This is a genomic window from Kitasatospora sp. NPDC101108 (assembly GCF_055584725.1).
The window spans coordinates 325368-346706 of sequence record NZ_JBVJLM010000007.1; the positions used below are offsets into that span (position 1 = coordinate 325368).

20 protein-coding genes are annotated in these 21339 nt (G+C 73.7%); 10 read left to right on the forward strand and 10 right to left on the reverse strand.

The genetic code is table 11. The annotated features are described in order from the left end of the window. Positions 1–83 precede the first annotated feature (83 nt). The gene (locus tag ACZ6Z8_RS18755) at positions 84–1661 is read right to left on the reverse strand and encodes a N,N-dimethylformamidase beta subunit family domain-containing protein (RefSeq protein WP_465611077.1); all 1578 of its coding nucleotides are present in this window, start codon (positions 1659–1661) and stop codon (positions 84–86) included. Positions 1662–2030: 369 nt separating this feature from the next. Between ACZ6Z8_RS18755 and ACZ6Z8_RS18760 the strand changes: the two genes are divergently transcribed. Further along, positions 2031–3932: an APC family permease gene (locus ACZ6Z8_RS18760; RefSeq protein ID WP_465611079.1), complete on the forward strand. Its 1902-nt coding sequence runs from the start codon at positions 2031–2033 to the stop codon at positions 3930–3932. Positions 3933–4004: 72 nt separating this feature from the next. On the opposite strand, the gene ACZ6Z8_RS18765 is transcribed toward ACZ6Z8_RS18760, so the two are convergent. Next, positions 4005–4274 carry a GlsB/YeaQ/YmgE family stress response membrane protein gene (locus ACZ6Z8_RS18765; protein ID WP_465611081.1) on the reverse strand — a complete coding sequence of 90 codons (270 nt, stop codon included), beginning with the start codon at positions 4272–4274 and terminating at the stop codon, positions 4005–4007. Between the two features lie 268 nt (positions 4275–4542). Here ACZ6Z8_RS18765 and ACZ6Z8_RS18770 point away from each other — a divergent pair, with 268 nt between their 5' ends. Beyond that, complete coding sequence (locus tag ACZ6Z8_RS18770; RefSeq protein WP_465611083.1) at positions 4543–4908, forward strand: hypothetical protein; 366 nt, start codon at positions 4543–4545, stop codon at positions 4906–4908. A gap of 73 nt (positions 4909–4981) precedes the next feature. Here the strand turns inward: ACZ6Z8_RS18770 and ACZ6Z8_RS18775 are convergent, their stop codons facing one another. Together ACZ6Z8_RS18775 and ACZ6Z8_RS18780 are read right to left on the reverse strand one after the other, a co-directional pair. Next, positions 4982–5782: a HEAT repeat domain-containing protein gene (locus ACZ6Z8_RS18775; RefSeq protein WP_465611085.1), complete on the reverse strand. Its 801-nt coding sequence runs from the start codon at positions 5780–5782 to the stop codon at positions 4982–4984. Between the two features lie 179 nt (positions 5783–5961). Continuing rightward, the gene (locus ACZ6Z8_RS18780; RefSeq protein ID WP_465611087.1) at positions 5962–7848 is read right to left on the reverse strand and encodes a hypothetical protein; all 1887 of its coding nucleotides are present in this window, start codon (positions 7846–7848) and stop codon (positions 5962–5964) included. Positions 7849–8171: 323 nt separating this feature from the next. On the opposite strand from ACZ6Z8_RS18780, the gene ACZ6Z8_RS18785 reads away from it, so the two are divergent. Further along, positions 8172–8801 carry a CBS domain-containing protein gene (locus ACZ6Z8_RS18785; protein ID WP_465611149.1) on the forward strand — a complete coding sequence of 210 codons (630 nt, stop codon included), beginning with the start codon at positions 8172–8174 and terminating at the stop codon, positions 8799–8801. Positions 8802–9016: 215 nt separating this feature from the next. After that, a complete protein-coding gene (locus ACZ6Z8_RS18790) occupies positions 9017–9667 on the forward strand; it encodes a LamG domain-containing protein (protein ID WP_465611089.1) in 651 nt (216 codons plus the stop codon). Positions 9668–9696: 29 nt separating this feature from the next. Here ACZ6Z8_RS18790 and ACZ6Z8_RS18795 read toward each other — a convergent pair whose 3' ends face one another. Then, positions 9697–10068 carry a hypothetical protein gene (locus tag ACZ6Z8_RS18795; RefSeq protein ID WP_465611091.1) on the reverse strand — a complete coding sequence of 124 codons (372 nt, stop codon included), beginning with the start codon at positions 10066–10068 and terminating at the stop codon, positions 9697–9699. A 225-nt stretch (positions 10069–10293) separates the two neighbouring features. Between ACZ6Z8_RS18795 and ACZ6Z8_RS18800 the strand changes: the two genes are divergently transcribed. After that, complete coding sequence (locus tag ACZ6Z8_RS18800) at positions 10294–10680, forward strand: SHOCT domain-containing protein (protein ID WP_465611092.1); 387 nt, start codon at positions 10294–10296, stop codon at positions 10678–10680. A gap of 93 nt (positions 10681–10773) precedes the next feature. On the opposite strand, the gene ACZ6Z8_RS18805 is transcribed toward ACZ6Z8_RS18800, so the two are convergent. Next, positions 10774–11184 (reverse strand): organic hydroperoxide resistance protein, encoded by a 411-nt coding sequence (locus ACZ6Z8_RS18805; RefSeq protein WP_465611093.1) that lies wholly within the window; start codon positions 11182–11184, stop codon positions 10774–10776. A gap of 183 nt (positions 11185–11367) precedes the next feature. Between ACZ6Z8_RS18805 and ACZ6Z8_RS18810 the strand changes: the two genes are divergently transcribed. The 3 genes from ACZ6Z8_RS18810 (at position 11368) to ACZ6Z8_RS18820 (ending at position 13383) form a co-directional block, all read left to right on the forward strand. Continuing rightward, on the forward strand, positions 11368–11841 hold the full coding sequence (locus tag ACZ6Z8_RS18810) for a MarR family winged helix-turn-helix transcriptional regulator (RefSeq protein ID WP_465611095.1): 474 nt from the start codon (positions 11368–11370) through the stop codon (positions 11839–11841). Between the two features lie 277 nt (positions 11842–12118). Further along, the gene (locus ACZ6Z8_RS18815; protein ID WP_465611097.1) at positions 12119–12688 is read left to right on the forward strand and encodes an RNA polymerase sigma factor; all 570 of its coding nucleotides are present in this window, start codon (positions 12119–12121) and stop codon (positions 12686–12688) included. Further along, on the forward strand, positions 12685–13383 hold the full coding sequence (locus ACZ6Z8_RS18820; protein ID WP_465611098.1) for a hypothetical protein: 699 nt from the start codon (positions 12685–12687) through the stop codon (positions 13381–13383). Before ACZ6Z8_RS18815 ends, ACZ6Z8_RS18820 begins: the two co-directional genes overlap by 4 nt. 68 nt (positions 13384–13451) lie before the next feature. On the opposite strand, the gene ACZ6Z8_RS18825 is transcribed toward ACZ6Z8_RS18820, so the two are convergent. The 3 genes from ACZ6Z8_RS18825 to ACZ6Z8_RS18835 all read right to left on the reverse strand — a co-directional run bounded on the left by ACZ6Z8_RS18825 (position 13452) and on the right by ACZ6Z8_RS18835 (position 16820). Next, the gene (locus tag ACZ6Z8_RS18825) at positions 13452–14120 is read right to left on the reverse strand and encodes a GAP family protein (protein ID WP_465611100.1); all 669 of its coding nucleotides are present in this window, start codon (positions 14118–14120) and stop codon (positions 13452–13454) included. A 180-nt stretch (positions 14121–14300) separates the two neighbouring features. Then, entirely contained in the window at positions 14301–15713 is a 1413-nt protein-coding gene (gene argG / locus ACZ6Z8_RS18830; protein WP_465611102.1) for an argininosuccinate synthase, read from the reverse strand. 312 nt (positions 15714–16025) lie between these two features. After that, positions 16026–16820, reverse strand: a complete 795-nt coding sequence (locus ACZ6Z8_RS18835; protein WP_465611104.1) for a rhomboid-like protein — start codon at positions 16818–16820, stop codon at positions 16026–16028. Positions 16821–17094: 274 nt separating this feature from the next. Between ACZ6Z8_RS18835 and ACZ6Z8_RS18840 the strand changes: the two genes are divergently transcribed. Then, complete coding sequence (locus tag ACZ6Z8_RS18840; RefSeq protein ID WP_465611106.1) at positions 17095–17817, forward strand: rhomboid-like protein; 723 nt, start codon at positions 17095–17097, stop codon at positions 17815–17817. Positions 17818–18061: 244 nt separating this feature from the next. Then, positions 18062–20770 (forward strand): glycosyl hydrolase, encoded by a 2709-nt coding sequence (locus ACZ6Z8_RS18845; RefSeq protein WP_465611108.1) that lies wholly within the window; start codon positions 18062–18064, stop codon positions 20768–20770. A gap of 93 nt (positions 20771–20863) precedes the next feature. Here ACZ6Z8_RS18845 and ACZ6Z8_RS18850 read toward each other — a convergent pair. Then, a partial coding sequence (locus ACZ6Z8_RS18850) for a VOC family protein (RefSeq protein WP_465611110.1) occupies positions 20864–21339 on the reverse strand: 476 nt, incomplete at its 5' end.

Sequence of the window (21339 nt, forward strand, 5' to 3'; positions counted from 1 at the left end):
TGCGCTGCTGTCAGACGTGCGAGTGTAGCCCGGCCACGGGCCCGCTCCCGCCCGGGGCCGGGCGCACCGGACTCCGGGGCCAGCTACGCCGCGCCGTAGACCGCGGCCAGGTTGTCCCGGGCCGGGTGGGTGCGGCCGGCCGGGCCGGCGGCGAAGGCGCGCAGGACGTTCTCGGTGACCTTGCGGACCACGTCCCCGGCGTGGGAGTCGATGCCGTGGTCGGCCTGGCCGCCGCCGGGGCCGTTCGCGTCCAGGGTCTCGACCCAGCGCATGGTGCCGCTGGCGAAGACCCCGGCGCCGCTGGGCACGGTGTAGTACGCGGTGTCGGAGTGGGAGCGCCGGCCCTCGCAGACCACCGGGGAATGGGCGATCACCTCGATCGGGCGCGGGGTGGGGAAGGCGGTGTCGACCCGGTCGTACTCGACGCCGACCAGGTGCGGGAAGGACGCCCCGGCCGTGACACCGGTGCCCTCGAAGGCCCAGTGGTCCGGTGCGGTGACCACGTACGGTGCGTCGACCGGGTAGCCGTCGTAGATCACGCCGAGCATCGAGCTCTCCGGGTCGGCGCCCGGGCCGACCCTGAAGTCGGTGGTCGCCGGGGCGCCCGCCTGGTGGCCCGGGTCCTGCGCCCAGGCGTCCTTGTAGCAGACCACCGTGCGGTCCGGCCCGAGTTCGGTGGGCTCGAAGCGGACCCGGCGGAAGCAGCAGTTGGCGCCGAAGATCGCCAGGTTCGTCCCGGCGTCGCGGGCCGCGACCACGTTGGCGCGCTGCTCGGGGGACCAGTACTCGTCGTGGCCGAGCGACAGCACGGCGTTCGCCCCGTGCAGCAGCCCCGGGTCGCGGGCCACGTCGATCCCGGTGGTGTAGGCGAGCGGCAGCCCGAGCTTCTCGGCCAGGGCGACCAGCGGCGCCTCGTACACCAGGAACAGGCCGGCGCCGTGGTCGTAGTCGTACGGCCGGTCGAAGACGACCCGCAGCGAGCGGGTGGCGAGGGTGCCGGCCGGGCCGTTGTAGAGGCTGTAGCCGCCCCACTGGTTGTAGGCCTGCCAGGTCGCGGGGGCGCTCATGACCACGGTCCGGCCGGCGGTGCTCGCCGAGCGGACGGTGAGCGGGACGTAGCTGCGGCCGGAGCCGTCCTCGGCGTCCAGCCGCAGCAGGTAGGCGCCCTCGGGCCAGCCCGCGGTGTCGACCGCGAGGGTGCGCTGCCAGCCGGTCAGCACGGTACGGGTGGTCTGGTCCACGTGGGGGGCGGCCTGCTTGGTGCCGGGGACGTGCTCGCGGCGCCAGACCAGCCGGGCGCGGGCGCCGCCGTACCAGCCCATCCGGTAGGCGGAGACGGTGCAGGCGGCGGCCGTGGTGGAGACGTGCAGGCCGAAGGACTCGCCCGGCAGCACGCTGACCCGGTCGGCGAAGCCCTCCACGGCGCCGGCCCGGCCGGGGTCGGTGATCTGCCAGTCGGGGTTGCCGGGCAGGGACTGCTCGTCCGGGGTGTCGCCCTTGAGGCCGGCGTGCTGGGTGGCGGGGGGTGCGACGGTGCCCGGGGTGCCCTGGGCGTCGGGCGTGGGGAGCGGGGCCGAGTCCGGGTGCCGGGCGCCGCACGAGGTGACGGCGGCCGCCATCAGGCCCAGGCCGAGGATCCTCCGCCGAGTCGGTTCCGCCACCGGTGTCTCCCTGCCGCTCCGTTGCCGCACCCCTGGGGCACGTCAAGCCGATGAGTCAACGCGCGCGGACATGTTTACCCCTTTCGAGGAGGTGCCGGACACCGCCGCGCCGGAAGCCCTGATCACGGCCGGTCGGCGGCCGCCACCCGGGAGGGCCGTCCGGGCGCACCCCGGCGTGTTGGCCCGTGCGGCTGCCGGGCGGCCGCGAGCCGGTCACCTAGCCTGACCAGGCCCGCCGTCCGGCGGTCTGGGGGTCCGGCACCGTGCGGCGGCCGGCCGAAGTCGTGGACAGGGGTGCGCGTGGTGTCGTCGGATTCGGCCCAACCGGGAGCCGCTCCCTCGACGCGGGCCGGGAGGTTCCGGGCGTGGATGCTCGAAGGCCTGTCGGACATGGCCAAGCAGCATCCCGGCCCGCACGCGGAGGCGCCCAGGGAACAGGGGGCGCCCTGGTGGCGGGTCATGTGCCTGACGGGCCTCGACTACTTCTCCACCCTCGGCTACCAGCCGGGCATCGCGGCGCTCGCGGCCGGCCTGCTGTCGCCGATCGCGACGATCGTGCTGGTGGTCGTCACCCTGTTCGGCGCGCTGCCCGTCTACCGGCGGGTGGCCGTGGAGAGCCCGCACGGCCAGGGTTCGATCGCGATGCTGGAGCGCCTGCTGTCGTTCTGGCAGGGCAAGCTCTTCGTGCTGACGCTGCTCGGCTTCGCCGCCACCGACTTCATGATCACCATTACCCTGTCGGCCGCCGACGCGACCGCGCACCTGATCGAGAACCCCCATCTGCACACCGCCCTGTCCGGCAAGCAGGTGATGCTCACCCTCATCCTGGTCGCGCTGCTCGGCGCCGTCTTCCTCAAGGGCTTCAGCGAGGCCATCGGCCTGGCCGTGGTGCTGGTCGGGGTCTACCTCGCGCTCAACGTCGTCGTGGTGGTCAACGGCTTCTGGCACGTCTTCAAGGAGCCGCAGGTGTTCGGCGACTGGACGGACGGGCTCACCGCCGAGCACGGAAACGTCTTCGCGATGATCGGGGTGGCCCTGATCGTCTTCCCGAAGCTCGCGCTCGGCCTGTCCGGCTTCGAGACCGGTGTCGCCGTGATGCCGCACATCGAGGGCGACCCGGACGACACCGAGGAGAAGCCCGTCGGCCGCATCCGCGGGGCCCGGCACCTGCTCACCACCGCCGCCGTGATCATGAGCGTCTTCCTGATCGCCACCAGCCTCATCACGACCCTGCTCATCCCGAAGGACGCGTTCGAGGTCGGCGGACAGGCCAACGGGCGGGCGCTCGCCTACCTCGCCCACCAGAACCTGGGCAGTGCCTTCGGCAGCGTCTACGACCTGTCGACCATCGCCATCCTCTGGTTCGCCGGCGCCTCCGCCATGGCGGGCCTGCTCAACCTGATGCCGCGCTACCTGCCGCGCTACGGCATGGCGCCGCACTGGGCGCGGGCCGTGCGCCCGACGGTGATCGTGCTGACCCTGATCGCCTTCCTGGTCACCTGGCTGTTCGACGCCAGCGTCGACGCCCAGGGCGGCGCCTACGCGACCGGCGTGCTGGTGCTGATCAGCTCCGCCGCGGTCGCCGTCACCATCGCCGCGCACAAGGCCGGGGAACGGCGCTGGAGCGTCACCTTCGCGGTGATCGCCGCCGTCTTCCTCTACACCACGGCGGTGAACATCGCCGAGCGCCCGGACGGCGTCAAGATCGGTGCCTGCTTCATCGCCGGCATCGTGCTGGTCTCCTTCCTCTCCCGGCTCAAGCGCGCCTTCGAACTGCGCGTCACCGACGTGGTGCTGGACGAGGTCGCGGAGCGCTTCGTCCGCGACTACATGCACCGCCCGCTGCGGCTGATCGCCAACGAGCCGAACAGCCGGGACGTCGCCGAGTACCGCGACAAGATCCGGCAGATCCGCGCGGACAACGACATCCCGACCGAGGACGACCTGGTCTTCGTCGAGGTCACCGTGCTCGACCCGTCCGACTTCGAGGCCGAACTGACCGTGCACGGCGAGGTGCTGCACCAGCGCTACCGGGTGCTGTCGCTGCAGAGTTCCAGCGTGCCCAACGCGCTGGCCGCCCTGCTGCTGCAGGTGCGCGACCTCACCGGGCAGCAGCCGCACATCTACTTCGAGTGGACCGAGGGCAACCCCTTCGCCCAGTTCCTGCGGTTCTTCCTGTTCGGACAGGGCGAGATCGCCCCGGTGACCAGGGAGGTGCTCCGCGAGGCGGAGCCCGACCGCAGCCGGCGGCCCGCGGTGCACGTGGGCTGAGCCCGTCCGCCGCGGGGGCGGCGTCGGCGCCGGCGTCGCTGAACGGGTGGCGTAGCGGGGAGGGGCGTCGGATCAGCGGGGTGGGTGGTTCCTGCTCCAGGCCGGTGCCACGATGGCCACCAGGGCGACGGCGAAGGCGAGTTGGAGGATGTGGCGGATCCAGTCGATGCCCGAGGTGTGGCGGACGCCGAGCCAGCCGGAAACGGCGTTGCCCAGCCAGGCCCCGCCGGCGCCGAGCAGCATGGTCAGCCACCAGGGGATCGACTGCGGCCCGCGCAGGATCAACTTGGCGAGCACGCCGAGCACGAAGCCGATGAGCAGAATCCACAGGAGCTGGAACATCGCGGTCCCTTCCCGGCGCCGTCGGACGGTACCGGCGCGCCGAATCGTCGAAGACGCGGTTCGTCCCATGATCACCCGGTTCGGCCGAACGGGCACCTCGGCGGGGGTCCTCGCAGGTGACGGGCCCGGCGGTGACCGGTCCGGGGCGGGGGAGGGGCGAGAACGCGCCGCCGGTGGGGCCGGAAAGGCACTGTCCGGCGGGTCCTTCGTGCCGATAGGAATGGCTCCTGGCGCGGACAGGCCGCGTCACCCGAGAAGGAGCCGCCCCGTGACCCGACTTCGAGCCGCCGCCCTCGCCCTCGGCTGTTCCGCCGCAGCCCTCACCCTCACCATGGGCACCGCCCAGGCGGCTCCCGGCAGCACCAGCACCATGTGCTCCTCCTCGCTGACACCGGGCGGGTTCGTGGACGTCCAGTGGTGGAACAGCGCGGGCTGCGGCTCCGGCTTCAACCCGAACACCAAGAAGATCATGGATCTCACCGGCTACCCGGTCGGCACCGTGGTCAACGCCTGCGCCTCGACCTGGCCGCCGGCCGGCTGGACGATCGTCAGCAGCTACTACAGCTCGGGCTGCCAGTACTCCTCCGTGCCGAGCTTCGACAAGAACTCCTGGCAGCTCAAGCGCGTCTCCTGAGTCGGAACCGCCGGCGGATCCAGAGCCCTCAGCGGATCCAAGGCCCCCGGCGGATTCGGAGCCCCCTGCGGATTCAGAGCGCCCGGACGTCCGCGACGGCTACGCGGACGTCCGGGTGCGGATCGGTGGCGAGGCCGTCCAGCAACTCGGCGACACCCGGCGTGGACCAGCCCTGGACCGCCCAGACCAGCTCCCGGCGGACGGACGGGTCGGGGTGGGCGGCCAGTGGGGCCAGGCGTTCCAGCGGACCGCGGCGGCGCAGGCCGAACCAGTGCAGCGCGGCCCGCAGGGCGTCCGGATCGCCGGGCTCGCCCGCCGCCTCGATCCGGGCGAGCAGGACGGCCACGGGCGGCGGCGGCCCGTCCAGCGGGTGCGGACGGCGCTCGCGCAGCCGCCGGCTGCCGTACTCGCCGCTGATCCGGCAGCCGGCGCAGGTGCAGGGGCGGGTGCCGTGGGCGCCCGGGAGGTAGCGCCAGCCCGCGACCTGCGGCACCGCGCGGACCCGGTGCACCTCGCGGGCGGCCACCGCGCGCGGCACGACCACCTCCCAGCCGCGCGGGTCCGGCAGGGCGGCGATCCGCGCCACCGCCTCGGCGGCGGTCAGCCACCGCTGGGCGTCCTTGGCACGGTCCCGGTAGTGCCCGACCAGCACCTGCTGGGCGTCGTCCAGGCGGAGGTGCACCGCGGCCAGTGAGCCCTTCGGGCCGAACCGGGCCAGTTCGCGCAGCCACTGGTGGGTGAGGGTGTAGGAGGGCAGCACGGGGAAGCAGTACACCCCGCGCACACCGCCCTGGCCCCGGCTGTCGGCCCGGATTCCGGCGCGCCGGATGCGCGGCGTGTTCGCCGCGGCCGTCAGGTGCACGAACATCGCCATGGGAGCGGATGGTAGTCGGCCGCGCGGCGCCGGTTCGACGGGTTTTCCGACGGGTTGTCGGGCTACACCCCTTCGACAGGTCCTCCGGGCCGGGCCGTGCCTTCCCAGCCGGTGCGGCGGCTGATCGGCGCGGCCAGGCCGTCCAGGAGGACTACGGCGCACTGTTGGGAGCCGGGGGGTCAGTGCGGTGGGCTGATCCGGCTGCCGTTGTCGAGCAGTGCCTCGACCTGGACGGCGGTCCGGGCGGGCCGCTCGACCGCGAGGGTACGGTCCGGGGCCGGACGGTCGGCCGTCCAGTCCGGGCCCTTGACGGTGAGCCGGCTGACCCGTCGGCTGCCCGCCGCGAGCAGGTACTCGGCGCCCTGCGGGGAGCGCCACCATGTCCAGGCCACGGTGTCCTGTTCGAACCGGCTGCACGAGCGGCCCGGGCCGCCGCCGGTGCGCTGCGGGCCCCGGGCGGAGGGCAGCAGCACGGCGGTGGCCGCGCTGCCCTCGCCCGTCCAGCGGTCGGCGCGCAGGCAGAACCAGGCCGCCGAGCCCGCGTTCTGCGGCAGCGGCTGCACCGCGAAGGCCCACAGGTTGAGCTGCCTGACGCCCGGGGTGCCGTCCGGCGCCGCGCAGCCGGCCCGGGCCCAGGCCTGCAGGGCGTCCTGGGCGGTGGCCTCGCGCGGCTCGCGGTCCGACGGGGCGCGGTCGGGCTGGGCGGTGCCGGGCTGGGTGCGGTCCGGCGGTGGCACGTAGGTCAGGTGGGCAGGGAGGAGGCCGCCGAGATCGGCCAGCAGGAAGGTGTGTTTCTCGGCGATCACCGGGGAGGAGCGCAGCTGGAGCACGGTGGCGCCCCGGCAGTCCGTGAGCCCGCCGCCCGGTGTGGCCGCGGTGACCCCGTCCGGATGGTCCAGCGGGCGGGTGGCGGCGTCGGGCTGGTCGATCCGGCGGGTCTCGGCCGCGTCGACCCAGGGCGCCAGCAGGTACCGCAGCGCGGTGCCGCGGCGGCTCAGCACCACCGCGCCCGCCGTGGTCGGGTCTGCGCCGTCGGCCCGGGCGAGGTCCAGGCCGCCGTCGGGTCCGTCGGTGTAGCGGGCGATCCGGCGGCCGTCGTACAGCACCGCCACCCCGGTGCCGTCCACCGTCCCGGCGTACAGCAGCTGGGGCGCGGTGGCGGGCGCGGCGGTGTCGGTGCCCGGCTCGGCGCGGGTCCGCGGGCCCGGGCGGGACCAGGCGGCCAGGGCACGGCCCAGCAGCGCGCCGTCCTCGCGCCGGTCACCGCGGGCCGGCCAGGCGCCGAAGTCGACCCGGGCCGTGTGCTGCCAGGCGTCCGGTGCCACCCGGACCAGCCGGGCCGGGTCGGTCACGGCTCCCGCGAACCGGCCGTCCGTCCGGGCGGCGCTGCCCGCCGGTCCGGAACCGCCGCCCAGGACGGCCGCCGTCGTGGTCAGTCCGAGCGCCCCGACCGCCAGCACGGCGGTCAGCGTACGGCGGCGGCGCAGCAGGTCGGTGGGCTGCACCCGGACGGCGCACGGGTCGAAGGCGGCCGGCTCCGCCTCGGGCCCGGCCGGGACCTCGGCGGCCGCGGCGACGGCCGCCTCCGGCCGGTCCACCCCGGCCTGCCGCAGTACCTCCGCCGCCTGCCCGTCCGCCAGCCCCTCCACCACCCGCAGGGCGAAGGCCGCCCGGGCGGGGGCGTCGAGGGCGGCGAGCGCGTGGTCGAGCGCCGCGTCCTGCTCGCCGCCGTGCGGGGTGAACAGCCGCAGGCCCCAGGCCCGGGGCGCCGACAGGCGCGCGCCCGCACGCGGCCGCAGTGCGGAGCGCAGCACCCGCAGGCGCAGCGCCGCGTACACCGGGTCCGCTCCGTCGGACCCGGGCTCGGCGCGGCGGGTCCAGCGGAACGGCAGGGCGCGCTGGACGGCACCGTGGGCGGCGAGCACCCGGCTGTGCCGGTCCCGGTCGGCGGGCAGGGCCAGGTAGGCGAGCCGGACCAGCCTGCGGTAGTGCCGCACCAGCGCGGCCTCCGCCTCCGCCACCGGGCGTGCGGCGCCGATCCGGGCCGCTGCCGGTGCCGCGCCCACCGTCCGTCCTGCCAATGGGCCCTCCCGGTGCCGTCAGTGCTGTCCTGGTGGACGGTCCAACGAGTCGATCATGTGATGGTTGCGCCGTCCGGGTGGGGGATGTTCCGCCGCGGGTCGAGAAGCGACGGCGCGGGCGGACCGTTCGTCGGGGAAGTGTTCGAGGGCCGGGGTCCTTGGTCCCACCCGTTCGGCCCCTTGGCCTCTGGCGGTCCGGGCGGCCGGAGGCCATGCTGCCGGTACCGGCCCGGGCGATCCGCGCCCGGTCGGACCAGCACCGTTGGACGAGGTGAACCGGCGTGCCGCATGCCACCGTCGAATCCGTGATGACCAGTCCTGTGGTCCGGGTCGCCCCCGAGACCGGCTTCCGGGAGATCGTCACGCTGCTGACCGAGTACGACATCACCGGGGTGCCGGTGGTGGACCCGGACGGGCGGCCGCTCGGGCTGGTGTCGGAGGCGGACCTGCTGCGCACGCTGGCCGCGCAGGAGGACCCGGGCAGCCTGCTGCCCGCGCCCGAGTCGGCGAAGGCGGCTCACGGCGGCGAGGTCACCGCGGCGGACCTGATGACGGCGCAGCCGGTCTGCACCACGCCCGACACCAGTGTGGTCGCGGCGGCCCGGCTGATGAGCCGGCACGGGTTGAAGCGGCTGCCGGTGCTGGACGAGGAGGGGCGGGTCATCGGGATGGTGAGCCGCGGTGACCTGCTGCGGGTGTTCCTGCGCGAGGACCGGATGATCCGGCGGGACATCGTCGAGGAGGTGCTCGGCCGGATCGAAGGGATCAGCCCGGCGGAGATCGGGGTGGAGGTCGACCAGGGGCGGGTGGTGCTCAGCGGCACCGTGCCCGAGGCGCACCTGGTGCCGATCGTGCTGAACCTGTGCCGCTCGGTGGACGGGGTGGTCTCGGTGACCGACCGGCTCCAGGCCGGGGGAGCCACGGCGTCGATCGGCTGATCGTCCCGCTGCGCCGGTCACCTTGCCTGGCCGCCCTGGCCGCCCTGGCCGCCCTGGCCGTCGTGCCTGCCCTGGCCGCTGCGGTCGCCCCTGCGCGTCCCGCTCGCGTCGGACCGCGGAGGTCCGGTTCGCATACTGCGGAGTGTACCGGGTAACTCACTCTGTGTGCCCGGCGGTTCGGACTGCCGGGGCGCCGGAGCATTGGGGAGGCGGCCGTGGCAGTCGTTTTCGACGCGGACTTCACTTCGACCAGGCAGTGGATCGCCGGGCGCAGCAGTGCGTACCCCCGGATGGGGCCGACCAACCGGAGCGATCACAAGCTCGACTACCTGAGCCACGAGTACTGCCCCGGCGGGGTGTTCACAGCGGTGCGGCGCCGCACCGGCGGGCTCTGGACCTGCAACCTGCTGACCACCGAGGGCAGTCCGGAGGGCTTCCAGGTCCGTACCGGGGACGTGCTCTCGGCGCGGGTCACGCTGCCCGTCGAGATCGGCGCCTGGCCCGCGATCTGGACCTGGCGGGACGGCGGCAACGAGGTGGACGTCTTCGAGTACCACCCGGACAATCCGGACCTGCTGGAGATCTCCAACCACGTTCGGGGCGGCTTCCGTTACTGGCACGGCGGCGGCGTCGGGATCGGCCCGGGGGCGAACTTCGGCCTGCGGGTGGTGCTCGGTGCGAACTCGGTGGACTGGTACGTCGAGGACCGACTGGTCTACGCGGATCTGCACGGGGTCGGGGCCGACTGGCACGCCTATCTGATCGTCAACCTCTCGGTGGCCGACGGCACTTACCACGAGCGGCCGCCGTTCGGCGGGCCGGAGCGGTTGAGCTGGGTCTGCGAGAGCCTGACGGTCGAGCGCTGACCGAGGGGGCTCGGTCCGCGGGCCACGCCTCAGGGGGCGAAGGCGGCGGTGATCGGGCCGCCCGGGCCGGAGCGCTGGAACCATACCGTCCGGCGGTGCCGGCCGATGTGCGCGGGGTCGGTGACGTACAGGTCGTCGTGCGGGGCGCGTTCGTTGCCGGGCGCCAGTGCGGCGTCCACGGCGCGGTCGGCGAGTTCGCGCAGCAGGGCGGTGGCGGTCGCCTCGGCGGCGCTGGGGGCGATGGCCAGGGCGGCGAGTTCGTTCCAGAGCGCGGTGGAGACGTAGGCGATCGGGGAGTGGCCGAGCGCCGGGTGGGGACGGCCGTCGGCGTGGCGGCGGAGCACTGCGGCCGCGACGAGCTGCTCGGGGGAGCGGTGATCGTCGGGTGGGTGGTGGCTCATGGGTGGCAACGCTACCCCGGTGGGCGGGGCGGGATCGCTGGAACGTTTTCTCAGGCTTTCTTCACGGCGCTTTGACGGGGCGCGGGCGCACGATGGTGATGAGGCGCTGATCACCCCGGGCGGCACGGCAGCTCAGGCCGTACGGCGGTCAGTCGTCACGGCATCCCGGGTGGTTCCGGCGCCGAACACCTCGGCGGGCCCGGTGGGCCGGAGGAGGAGGTCCTGATGAGGCATGGGCATTGGCACGGCTACGGGCCCGGATACGCGGGGCCGGGCGGCTGGGGCATCGTCGTCATGGCGATCATCGCCTTGATCATCCTGGCGGTGCTGGTTCTGCTGGCCGTCTCGCTGTTCCGGTACGTCTCCCGCTCGCGGCAGCCGATCGCGCACGGCTTCGGCGCCGCGGGCGTCGGGCCCGGCGGGCCGCAGGGCTGGGCGCACGGTCCGGCTCCGGAACAGTTGCTCGCGGAGCGGTTCGCGCGGGGCGAGATCGACGCCGAGGAGTACCGGCACCGGTTGCAGACGTTGCGCTCGCCGGACGGGCCCGTCGGGCCGGGTGGACCGGCCGGGCCTGCCGGGCCGGGTGGGCCTGCCGGGCCCCGCGGCGGCTGACCGGGTCGACCGGGGGAGGCGGGGGCATCGGAGGGCGGGTGAGGCCCGCCGCACGCGGGGTGCGGCGGGCCTCACGGCGCGAACGGGCCCGACTTACTCGACGACCAGCTCGACCGGGATGTTGCCCCGGGTGGCGCGGGAGTACGGGCAGACCTCGTGGGCCTGCTTGACCAGCTGCAGGCCGCTCTCGCCCGAGAGCGCGTCGGGCAGCTCGACGCGCAGCACGACGGACAGGCCGAAGCCGGCGTCGTCCTTGCCGATGGACACCTCGGCGGTCACCGAGACCTCGCTGGTGTCCACCCGGGCCTGCCGGCCGACCAGGCCGAGGGCGCTGGCGAAGCAGGCGGCGTAGCCGGCCGCGAACAGCTGCTCGGGGTTGGTGCCCTGGCCGCTGCCGCCGAGCGCGGGCGGCATCGCGAGGGTGAGGTCCAGCTGGCCGTCCGAGCTGACGGCGCGGCCCTCACGGCCGTTGGCGGTGGCGACTGCGGTGTAGAGCGCGTCCATGGTGGGTCCCTTCGTGATGCGCTTCCGTGGTGCGTGGAGGTGCGCGGGGGCGTGCGAAGTCGTGGTGCTTCGGCGGCGGGCCGGTCCCTGTTCGAGGCCCGGCTGCCGGCCGCTCCACAAGTAGAGCACGCAACTCAATTGCGCACAACTCAATCGCGCGACTCCGATCGGTACCATGGGGTCATGACCACGCTCCCCGGCATGGCGGACGAGGAACTGCTCCGCCTCGACCAGCAGATCTGCTTCTCGCTCAACGCCGCCTCACGCGCCTTCGGCGGCGTCTACCGGGTCCTGCTCCGGGATCTCGGGCTGACGTATCCGCAGTACCTGGTCATGCTCGTGCTCTGGGAGGACGGCGAGCTGCCGGTCAAGCGGATCGGCGAACGCCTGCGGCTCGACTCCGGCACCCTCTCCCCGCTGCTCAAGCGGCTGGAGGCGGCCGGACTGGTGCGCCGGGAGCGCAGTCAGGAGGACGAGCGGTCGGTCACCGTCACCCTCACCGCCGAGGGGTCGGCGCTGCGCGCCCGGGCCGGCCAGGTGCCGCGCCGACTGCTCGCGGCGACCGGGCTGCCCGTCGAGGACCTGGCCGCGCTGCAGGAGCTGCTGGACCGGGTGACCGTCGCGCTGGACTCGGCGGAGGTGGAGCCGGCGCCGTAGGGCCGTCGGCCGATCGCGACGGGGTCGCCGCGGGGCTTGTCAAGCCAGCCTGCGGCGGAATGTGATCTGGGTCACGCAGGGTCCGTCGGGTGGTGGTCCGGGGGTGCGAACGGGCAGGTCAGCGGCACTGTTCGAAAGTGAACGGAAACCTTCGCCAATTGTCCGCCCGATCCGGTCAACAACCCGCGCCTCCCGGACGGTTACACCACGAGCCCCCAAGAGGGCCGTCGGCGTGCCACCCGGTGGGCCGGCCAGCTGACCCAGGAAAGGGGGGCGTGTGAACACTCCCGGGCCGGGCGAGGAGCGGAGCCTGCGGGCCGACCCGCTCGACGACCTGCCGAACGACTTCGAGGCGTTCTACACCCGCGAGAACACCGGCTACCTCCGCTACGCCCAGCAGCGACTGCGCCATCGCGAGGACGCCCAGGACGCCGTGCAGAACGCCGGCACCACGCTCTACAAGAACTGGCGACGCGCCCTGGCCAGCGAGGACCCGCAGGCCTTCGCCTTCAAGATCGTCAAGGACGCCGTGGTCGACGTCCTGCGCGAACGCCGCCGCGCCGAGCGCAAGCGGCTGCGGGTGATCGCCCAGCGCCGCCCCGACACCAGCCAGGACGAACTGGAGGAACTCGCCGAGCTGGACGCCCTGGACTGGGCGATGGACGAGCTCGCGCGGGCCGCGCCGGTCCAGGCCGACGTGGTCCGGCTGCGCCAGGCCGGCCTGTCCTACCCCGACATCGGCCGGTCGCTCGGCATCGCGCACACCACCGCCCGCACCTACTACAGCCTCGGGCGGCGCCACCTGGAGTACCTGTTGGAGCACCCGGACGACGAGCAGGCGACATGAGGGTCACCGCGCTGCTGCACGCGCACGCCGCCGAGCTGGACCGGGACTTCCACGACCACGACCCGGCGGCCTTCACCCGCCGGCTGGCCGAGCGGCTGGCCGCCGCCCGGCGGGCCGTTCCGGCCGGGCGTGGCCGCCCGGTCCGGCCGCCCGCGGCCGCCCGGCCGCCGCACGCCCCCGCGGCCGGGGACCGTCCCCGGACCGCCGGGCGCTCGGAACTGCGGCGCGACCTGCGGCACCTGTGCGCGGGAGTGGCCGGAGCGGCGGAGCCGGGAGAGCTGGCGCTGGACCTCGAACTCGCCGAGAAGGCCGCCTTCCGGACCCTCGGCTGCCTGCTCTACGGCATGGGCCGTACGGCGGACGGGGTCTTCTGGTGGCGGATCGCCGCCCAGTACGGCGACCACCTGGCCGTCCACTGCCTGGCCGTGCACTACGCCGCCGAGGGCGAGCTGCGCGACGCGGCCCGCTGGGCCGCCGAGGCCGAGGACCTCAGCGACCCGGGCCGGCTGCCGGAACTGGCCCCCCGGGCCCGTCCGGGCTGCGCCGCCGAGCTGGCCCGGCTGCTGGCGGAACGCTACGACGGGGAGATCCTGCTGACCCTGCGGGAGGCGGTGGCGGCACGGCCGGGGGCCGGCGCCGCCGGGCGGCTGGGCGTACGGGCGGTACGGGGGCGGGGGGCGGCCCGGATCCGCTGAGGGGCGGGGGACGGCCCGGATCCCGTGACGGGGTGCGGGGGCGGCCCGGACCCCTGGGAGGGCGCTGGTCAGGTGAGGCCGGAGAGGGCGCTGCCGAGGTAGTCGGCGCCGAGCACGAGCGGGACGGCGGTCATGATCGCCGCATTGTGCGCCGCCGTCCAGGCGCGCCACTCGCCCATGGCGTGGGCGGCGCGGTCGGCGCCCCGGAGCTGGACGGCGAGCGGCACGAGGGTGCCCAGCGAGCCGATGAGCACCAGGACGGCGGCGGCCGCGGCTGCTGCCCCGGTGCCGGGCCGGGCGACGGTGATCGAGGCGGCGCCGCCGACGGCCGGGAGCAGCGTCCTGGGACGGGTCACGACCAGGGCCACGGCGAGTCCGGCGGACCTGGTGGGGGTCAGGCGGTCGATCCCCAGCAGCCAGGCCGGGGGCGCGGTGACGTGCCCCGGGCGGGGACGGTCGCGCCACTGCTCGGCCGCCAGAAGGAGCAGCGCGGCGCCGAGGGCGAGCTTCAGCCATGACGGCCAGGTCGGTGCGCCGTCGGCCGGGTCCAGCGCGCTGCCCGCCGCCACCACCGCGGCCACGACCGCTGCCAGGCCGAGCACCCAGCCCGCCGTGAACGCGAGCCCGTTGGTCCGGCCGCGGGGCGAGGCGAGGATCAGCAGCACAGCGATCAACGGCAACGGACTGAGCGCGACCGCCACCGCCGAGGCCAGCACCGGACCGATCGCCTCACCCATCCCGGACCTGCCTTCCCGTCGGCGGGCGCCGTCCGCCATTCAGCTACCTGCGGGGGCGTCGTGCACGGCGGGTCGGCCGTTCGAGCGAGGGCGGCTGCCTTCCGCTCGCGGAACCGCCGGGGGCCGTCGCACCGGTGCGGTGCGACGGCCCCATGGACCGGCCGGACGGGCTGCGCCCGATCAGTCGGTGCCGGACTCGATCGCCGCGTGGTCGAGCGCGGTGGACTCCGCCTCGTGGCCGGTGCCCGCGGCGATCGGCGCCGCGCCGCCGGGGGCGAGCTCGCCGATCAGGCCGCTCCACTGCGACAGCTGGCCGTGGCCCGCGTACAGCTCCAGCTTGCTGCGCGAGTCGGCGATGTCCAGGTTGCGCATGGTCAGCTGGCCGATCCGGTCGTCCGGGACGAACGCGGCGTCGACGCTGCGCTCCATCGACAGCTTCTCCGGGTGGTAGCTGAAGTGCGGGCCCTGGGTGTCGATCACCGAGTAGTCCTGGCCGCGCCGCAGCCGCAGCGTGACGCTGCCGGTGACGGCCTGGCCGACCCACTTCTGCAGGCTGTCGCGCAGCATCAGCGCCTGCGGGTCGAACCAGCGGCCCTCGTACATCAGGCGGCCGAGGCGCCGGCCCTGGGTGTGGTAGGTGGCGAGGGTGTCCTCGTTGTGGATCGCGTTCAGCAGGCGCTCGTAGGCGATGTGCAGCAGCGCCATGCCGGGGGCCTCGTAGATGCCGCGGCTCTTGGCCTCGATGATCCGGTTCTCGATCTGGTCCGACATGCCGAGGCCGTGCCGCCCACCGATCCGGTTGGCCTCGTGCACCAGCTCGACGGCGCTGTCGAACTCACGGCCGTTGATCCGGACCGGGCGGCCGAACTCGAACTCGACCGTGACGTCCTCGGTCTGGATCTCGACGGCCGGGTCCCAGAAGGCGACGCCCATGATCGGGGCGACGATCTCCAGCGAGGCGTCCAGGAACTCCAGCCGCTTGGCCTCGTGGGTGGCGCCCCAGATGTTGGCGTCGGTGGAGTAGGCCTTCTCGGCGGAGTCGCGGTACGGCAGGTCGCGCTCGGCGAGCCACTCGGACATCTCCTTGCGGCCGCCGAGCTGGTCGACGAAGGCCTGGTCCAGCCACGGCTTGTAGATCCGCAGGTTGGGGTTGGCCAGCAGGCCGTAGCGGTAGAACCGCTCGATGTCGTTGCCCTTGTAGGTGGAACCGTCGCCCCAGATGGAGACGCCGTCCTCCTGCATGGCCCGCACCAGCAGGGTGCCGGTCACGGCGCGGCCGAGCGGGGTGGTGTTGAAGTAGGTCTGCCCGGCGGAGCGGATGTGGAAGGCGCCGCAGGCGAGGGCGGCCAGGCCCTCCTCGACCAGCGGGGCCCGGCAGTCGATCAGGCGGGCCTGCTCGGCGCCGTAGGCGCGGCCACGGGCCGGGACGTCGGCGAGGTTCGGCTCGTCGTACTGGCCGATGTCGGCCGTGTAGGCGTAGGGGACGGCGCCGTGCTCGCGCATCCACGCGACCGCGACGGAGGTGTCCAACCCACCGGAGAATGCGATGCCGATCCGTTCACCGACCGGCAGCTTGCTCAAGACCTTCGACATGCATGCACCCTTGACCCACCCGCGCGGCGCGGGCTCCTGATTTAGCGACGTGTGAGGCGATTCGGCCTGATTGATCCGATGCCCGCACTCTGGCATAGATTTGCAGAGTACCGCAAGAGCATACGAACGCGTCGGTCGGGGCGGCCGCTTGCGAAGACTGCTCCGGGCGGGCATCGGACGGGTTCCGGGCGGGTTGCGGACGGGCCAAGTCGGTGGAGCGGAAGGCCGGTTGGGGGCGGATGCGGGACGGGCCGGACTCCCGGGGGTTGGGGTCCGGCCCGTCTGTGGTGCGGCGGTGCGGCGGTGGAGCGGTCAGGGGGTGAGGCTCGGTTCCCGGTCCTGCGGGCCCCGGCGGTGCCGTTCCCGCGGGCGCCGGCCCCGGGGGAGCGGGCGACCGGCGCGGGCCGCCAGCCAGGGGGTGCGGGAGGCGAGAACACCCAGCCCGAGGGCCACCAGGTGTCCGGCGTCGGCCAGTTGCTGGTCCGTCGCCCAGGCGCCGGCCAGCGCCAGGGCGAGGGCCGGCAGGCCGTACCGGCGCAGCACGGGCGGACCCAGGGCCAGCAGGCAGCCGGCGGTGGCGACCAGCCCGTAGCTGATCCCCACATCGCGGGCCCGGGAGAGCGCCCCCGGGATCCGGGCGACCAGCATCACCCACATGGCGCCCTCGGTGAGCAGGGTCGCGCCCACGTGCCCGAAGGCGAAGACCGCGCCCGCGCGGGCCGGGCCCCAGCGCCACTCGGCCAGGCCCAGGACCACGGCGACGGCGGCGATGCCCGCCCAGGCCGGGACCCCGTCGACCACCAGGCCGCTGGTGAACAGCGTCCACCACTTGCCCACTTGCATGTGATGGACGTTGCTGCTGTTGTGCCGGACGAACCGGGCCCGCTCCGCGTGCCCCTGGGTGGCGAGCCAGGAGGCGGTGACGGTCAGCAGGAGCACGTAGACCGTCGTGAGCCGCAGGCGGACGGCCGTCGCGGCGGCGTTCGCCCTGAGCGCGGCCGTTCCGGAGCGCGCCGCGGCGGCGGCCGAGTCGCTGTCGGTCCGTTCCGTTGGCTCGGTCGGTTCGGTCGGTTCGGTCAGTTCGGTCGTTCCGACGCGGTCCCTCATGGTGCCTGGCGCCCTTGCTGTGCGGTGTCCGGTGCCCGGCGGCTCCACGGGCGGCCGGAGAACCAGCCTATGCCAGTTCGGGAGGGCCGCCGTGGCGCCGGTTCGCGGCCGGACACCCTCGGCGGCGCCTCGGTGCCTCGGCGCCTGGGCGGCGGGCGGAGCAGGGAACGGAGGCGGGAGCGGGCGGCCGGTGCTGATCACCCGTACGGCTCGTCGCAGCGGCGGGTGGAGCCCGAGGCGGGCGAGGGTGAGGAGGACTGTCGAGGAGGCGCCGATGAGCGGCAGCGCCACCAGGGTGCCGCAGACGCGCCGGGAGGCCTGGTGGGCGCGGGCGGCCCGTGCGGTGTGGCGCTACGTCCGGCGGGCCCCCGGCACCTACATCTGGCTGGCGATCCTGCTCGTCACCACGCAGGTGATCCGGCACGTCGACCCGGCGACGGCCGACCGCATCCTGCAGCGCCGCTCGACCAACCTGCACCACCTGCAGGTCTCGCCGGCCCGGGTGCTGGCGACCAGCGCGCTGTGGATCGCGGGCGGCGGCTGGCTGGGCTACTTCGCGCTCTACAACCTCTTCCATGTGCCCGCCGAACGCTGGCTGGGCACGCTGCGCTGGCTCTCGGTGGCGGTGCTGGCGCACGTGGGCGCCACCTACCTCAGCGAAGGCGTCCTCGGCTGGGCGATCCACCGGGGGCTGGCCGCGCCGAAGGCGGTCTACACGCTCGACTACGGCGTCAGCTACGCGCTCGCCGGGGTGGTCGGGGTGCTCACCTACCTGATCGTGCGGCTCTGGCGGTACCTGTACCTGGCGGGGGTGCTGGCCGTGTACCTGTTCGGCCTCTTCCGGACTCGCGCGGGCATCGGCCATCTCAGCGCGGTGCTGATCGGGCTCGCCTGCTACCCGTTGACCCGGGAGCGGCCGGGGGAGTTCGACCCGGTCGCCTCGGGGCGTGCGCTCCTGCGGTGGCTGCGTTCGCGCCTTCGGCCGCGTCGGGGCTGAGAACGCCGACAACGCCGACAACGCCGCCAGGGCCGCCAGGGCTGAACAGTTGACCGGCTGACCGGGCGTCGGATTGTGGCGGTTGTCGGGCATTCCGTGAATACCAACTGTTCGGAACGGTACGGCTCTTAACCGTTTCTTACCGTACGGATCTTCCCCGGGTGACGCGCACCGACCAGGCTTGGCCCCCTGTTTCGCCGGGGTCGCGCGACCGCGCGGCCGGCCACAGGGGAGGACCGCACCCGTGCCCATCAGGCAACACCGACGGCTGCTGCTGAGCGCCGTCACGCTCACCGCTCTCGGACTGACCACCAGCCAGGCGCTCGCCGCACCGTCGGCGCCGTCCGCACCGCAACCCTGGCAGGTGCAGCACCAGGCGGACATCGGCAAGCAGCACGCCAAGAAGACCGCGGCCACCAGCACTCGGTCGACCTTCAGCCCCAAGGCCGACTCGGCGGCCGGCGACGGTGGCGACGAGGCGGAGAACTCCGCCGAGGGCGTCGCCCAGTACACCGAGGCGCGCACCGCGCCGGGCGTCGTCGCGCCGGGTGCGTACGGTGCGGCCTGGTCGCAGCTGCAGTCGATGCCGCACACCGACGGCGACTGGAGGCACGTCACCGACAAGCCGTACAACTCGGACGACCCGCGCTACCGGGACGTCAACTCCAACTCCAGCGGCGGCGCGGGGCTGGTGACCGGCCGGATCACCGGCATCGCTGCCGACAGCAACGGCTACGTCTACGCGGGCGGCGCCAACGGCGGCGTGTTCCGCTCCCGCACGGGCGGCGGGCACTGGGAGCCCATCGCCGACAAGCTGCCGACGCTGTCGACGGGCACGCTGAACCTGGACGAGGGCGGGCGGCTCTGGTACGCCACCGGCGAGTCCAACACCGGCGCCACCTCGTACGTCGGCACCGGCGTGTACGTGCTCTCCGACCCCCAGCACGGGAAGTTCCAGCCCGGCAACCGGGTCGGTGGCGCCGAGCTGGAGTCGACTATCATCCACGCGCTGCGCTTCGGCGGCGGCAAGGTGTGGGCGGCCACCAGCCGGGGCGTCTGGAGCCACTCGACGGCCGACCTGTCCGGCCCGTGGACGCTGGAGTTCGCGCCGAACCCGGACTACCTGCCGGGCGGTCCGAAGGCCAAGGACCCGAGCGCGCCGTACAAGAACATCGCCAACGACATCGCGATCGACCCCAAGGACCCGTCCAAGGTGATCCTGGCGGTCGGCTGGCGCGGCGGCGACAGCTACAACGGCTTCTACGGCAGGGCCGCGGACGGCAGCTGGCAGCGGGTGTCCGGGCTCGGCGACCTTCCGACCGACGCCGCGAACGTCGGCAACGTGACCTTCGCCCGCTCGGCGGACGGCTCGCGCTACTACGCCATCGACCAGTCCCCGGACGTGATGGCGCACAACCCGGACACCGGGCTCAAGGGCATCTACGTCTCCAAGTCCGGTTCGCCCTACGGTCCGTGGACGCTCATCGCGGACAAGGACAAGCTGAAGGGGTCCGGCTCCGCCCTTCAGGACCCGGGCTACCAGCCCGGCATCCAGTCCTGGTACAACCAGTCCCTCCAGGTCGACCCGGCCAACCCGGACCATGTCTACGCCGGGCTGGAGGAGGTCTTCGAGACCACCGACGGCGGTGCCAAGTGGGCGACCGTCGGGCCGTACTGGAACAACGGCTTCCCGTGCTGGAGCATCGACCCGAGCAAGCAGACCGGTGACTGCTCGCCGACCGTCCACTCCGACCAGCACGCCGTCGCCTTCGGCAGCAGCCAGGGCAGGGTGAACGTCTACGTCGGCAACGACGGCGGCATCTACCGCCGCCCGGGCAACGGACAGTTGGACGCCTGGGGCCACGGCAGGGACTGGACGTCGCTCAACGACGGCACCATGGACACCCTGCAGTACTACTCGGTCGGCGTCGGCAAGGACCCGGCGGACAAGTCCGGCAGGGGCGTCATCGTCAGCGGCGGCCTGCAGGACAACGGCGAGTCCGTCCTGCGCGCCCACGACAAGGTGATGGGCTCCAACTTCGGCGGCGACGGCGGCGACACCATGGTCGACCCGGCCAACGGCTGCAACATCGCCGAGGAGTACGTCTACCTCGACATGTGGGTCACCCAGAACTGCGCCGTCAACGACGGGAGCTGGACGAAGGACCCGAGCAAGGCCACCTCCTACGAGGTCGCCCCGCCGGACAAGGACACCAGCGCCGCCCGGTTCATCGCCCCGATGACCAGCGACCCCAAGGACCCCAACACCTGGGTGGCCGGCGGCCGGCACATCTGGGTCCAGCACAAGGGCTACGCGATCCGCAGCGGCAGCGAGTGGACCTCCGCCTACGACCTGGGCGCCGGACACGTCGCCACCGCCGTGGCCACCGTCAACGGCACGGTGTACGCGGGCTGGTGCGGCCCCTGCAACAACCAGGGCTTCAGCCGCGGCATCGCGGTCGGCAACACCGACGGCACCGGCTGGCACCAGCTCAACCTGCCCGTCGACGGCACCGTGCCCAACCGCTACATCTCCTCCTTCGCGGTGGACGAGAAGAACGCCCAGCACGTGTTCGTCGCGATCAACGGCTTCTCGCGGACCTGGACCGAGGGTCCCGGGGCGGGCAACGGCCACCTCTTCGAGACCCACGACGGCGGCGCCACCTGGACCGACGTCTCGGCCAACCTGCCCGACGTCCCGGCGACTTCGGTCAAGCTCCTGCCGAACGGCGGCCTCGCCCTCGGCACCGACCTCGCCGTCTTCTACCGCGCCCCGGGCGAGCGCGACTTCTCGGTGCTCGGCCGCAACCTGCCCACCACCGCGGTGCCGCAGCTCAAGACCGGCCCCGACGGCCGCCTCTACGCCGCCACCTTCGGGCGCGGCATCTGGTCGATCAACCCGGACGAGCTGTGCCAGGACGGCAACAGCCAGGGTGACGACAACCAGGGCTGACGGGTTCTGTTCGTTCCGGTGCCCGGCCCGCTCCCGAGGAGCGGGCCGGGCACCGGCGCTCTCCCGTCCGTGGACGGGTGAGCCGGGGCCGGGCTACCGGCCGACGCGCTGGGCCAGGCAGAGGATGTTGCCCTCGCTGTCCTTGAACCAGGCGGCGCGCATTCCGTCGCCCTCGGCGACGCCGTTGACCGTCTTGAGGCCGGGGAAGTCGTACTCCTCGAAAGTGATGCCGCGCTCACCCAGGGCGGACATCTCGCCGTCGAGGTCGGCGACCTTGAAACTGGCGAGGGTGTGGGCGGCCTGCCCGCCGCTGGGCGTGCGGTAGATGGTGAACTGGGTCGCGCCGCATTCGCAGGTCAGTTCCTCCTCACCCTCCTCGACGACCTTGAGGCCGAGGACGTCGGTGTAGAAGGCCTTGGCGCGGGCGAGATCGGTGGCGGGGATGACCCACCTGATTCGGGCGCAAGCCCGGTTCTTCAGGGCCGGGATAGCCCGTGCGGCCCGAGGCGCGGAGCGTTCCGGCCTCGGGCCGCAGCGTTTCAAGCTGGCCGTTGCTGCTGCTCGATGTA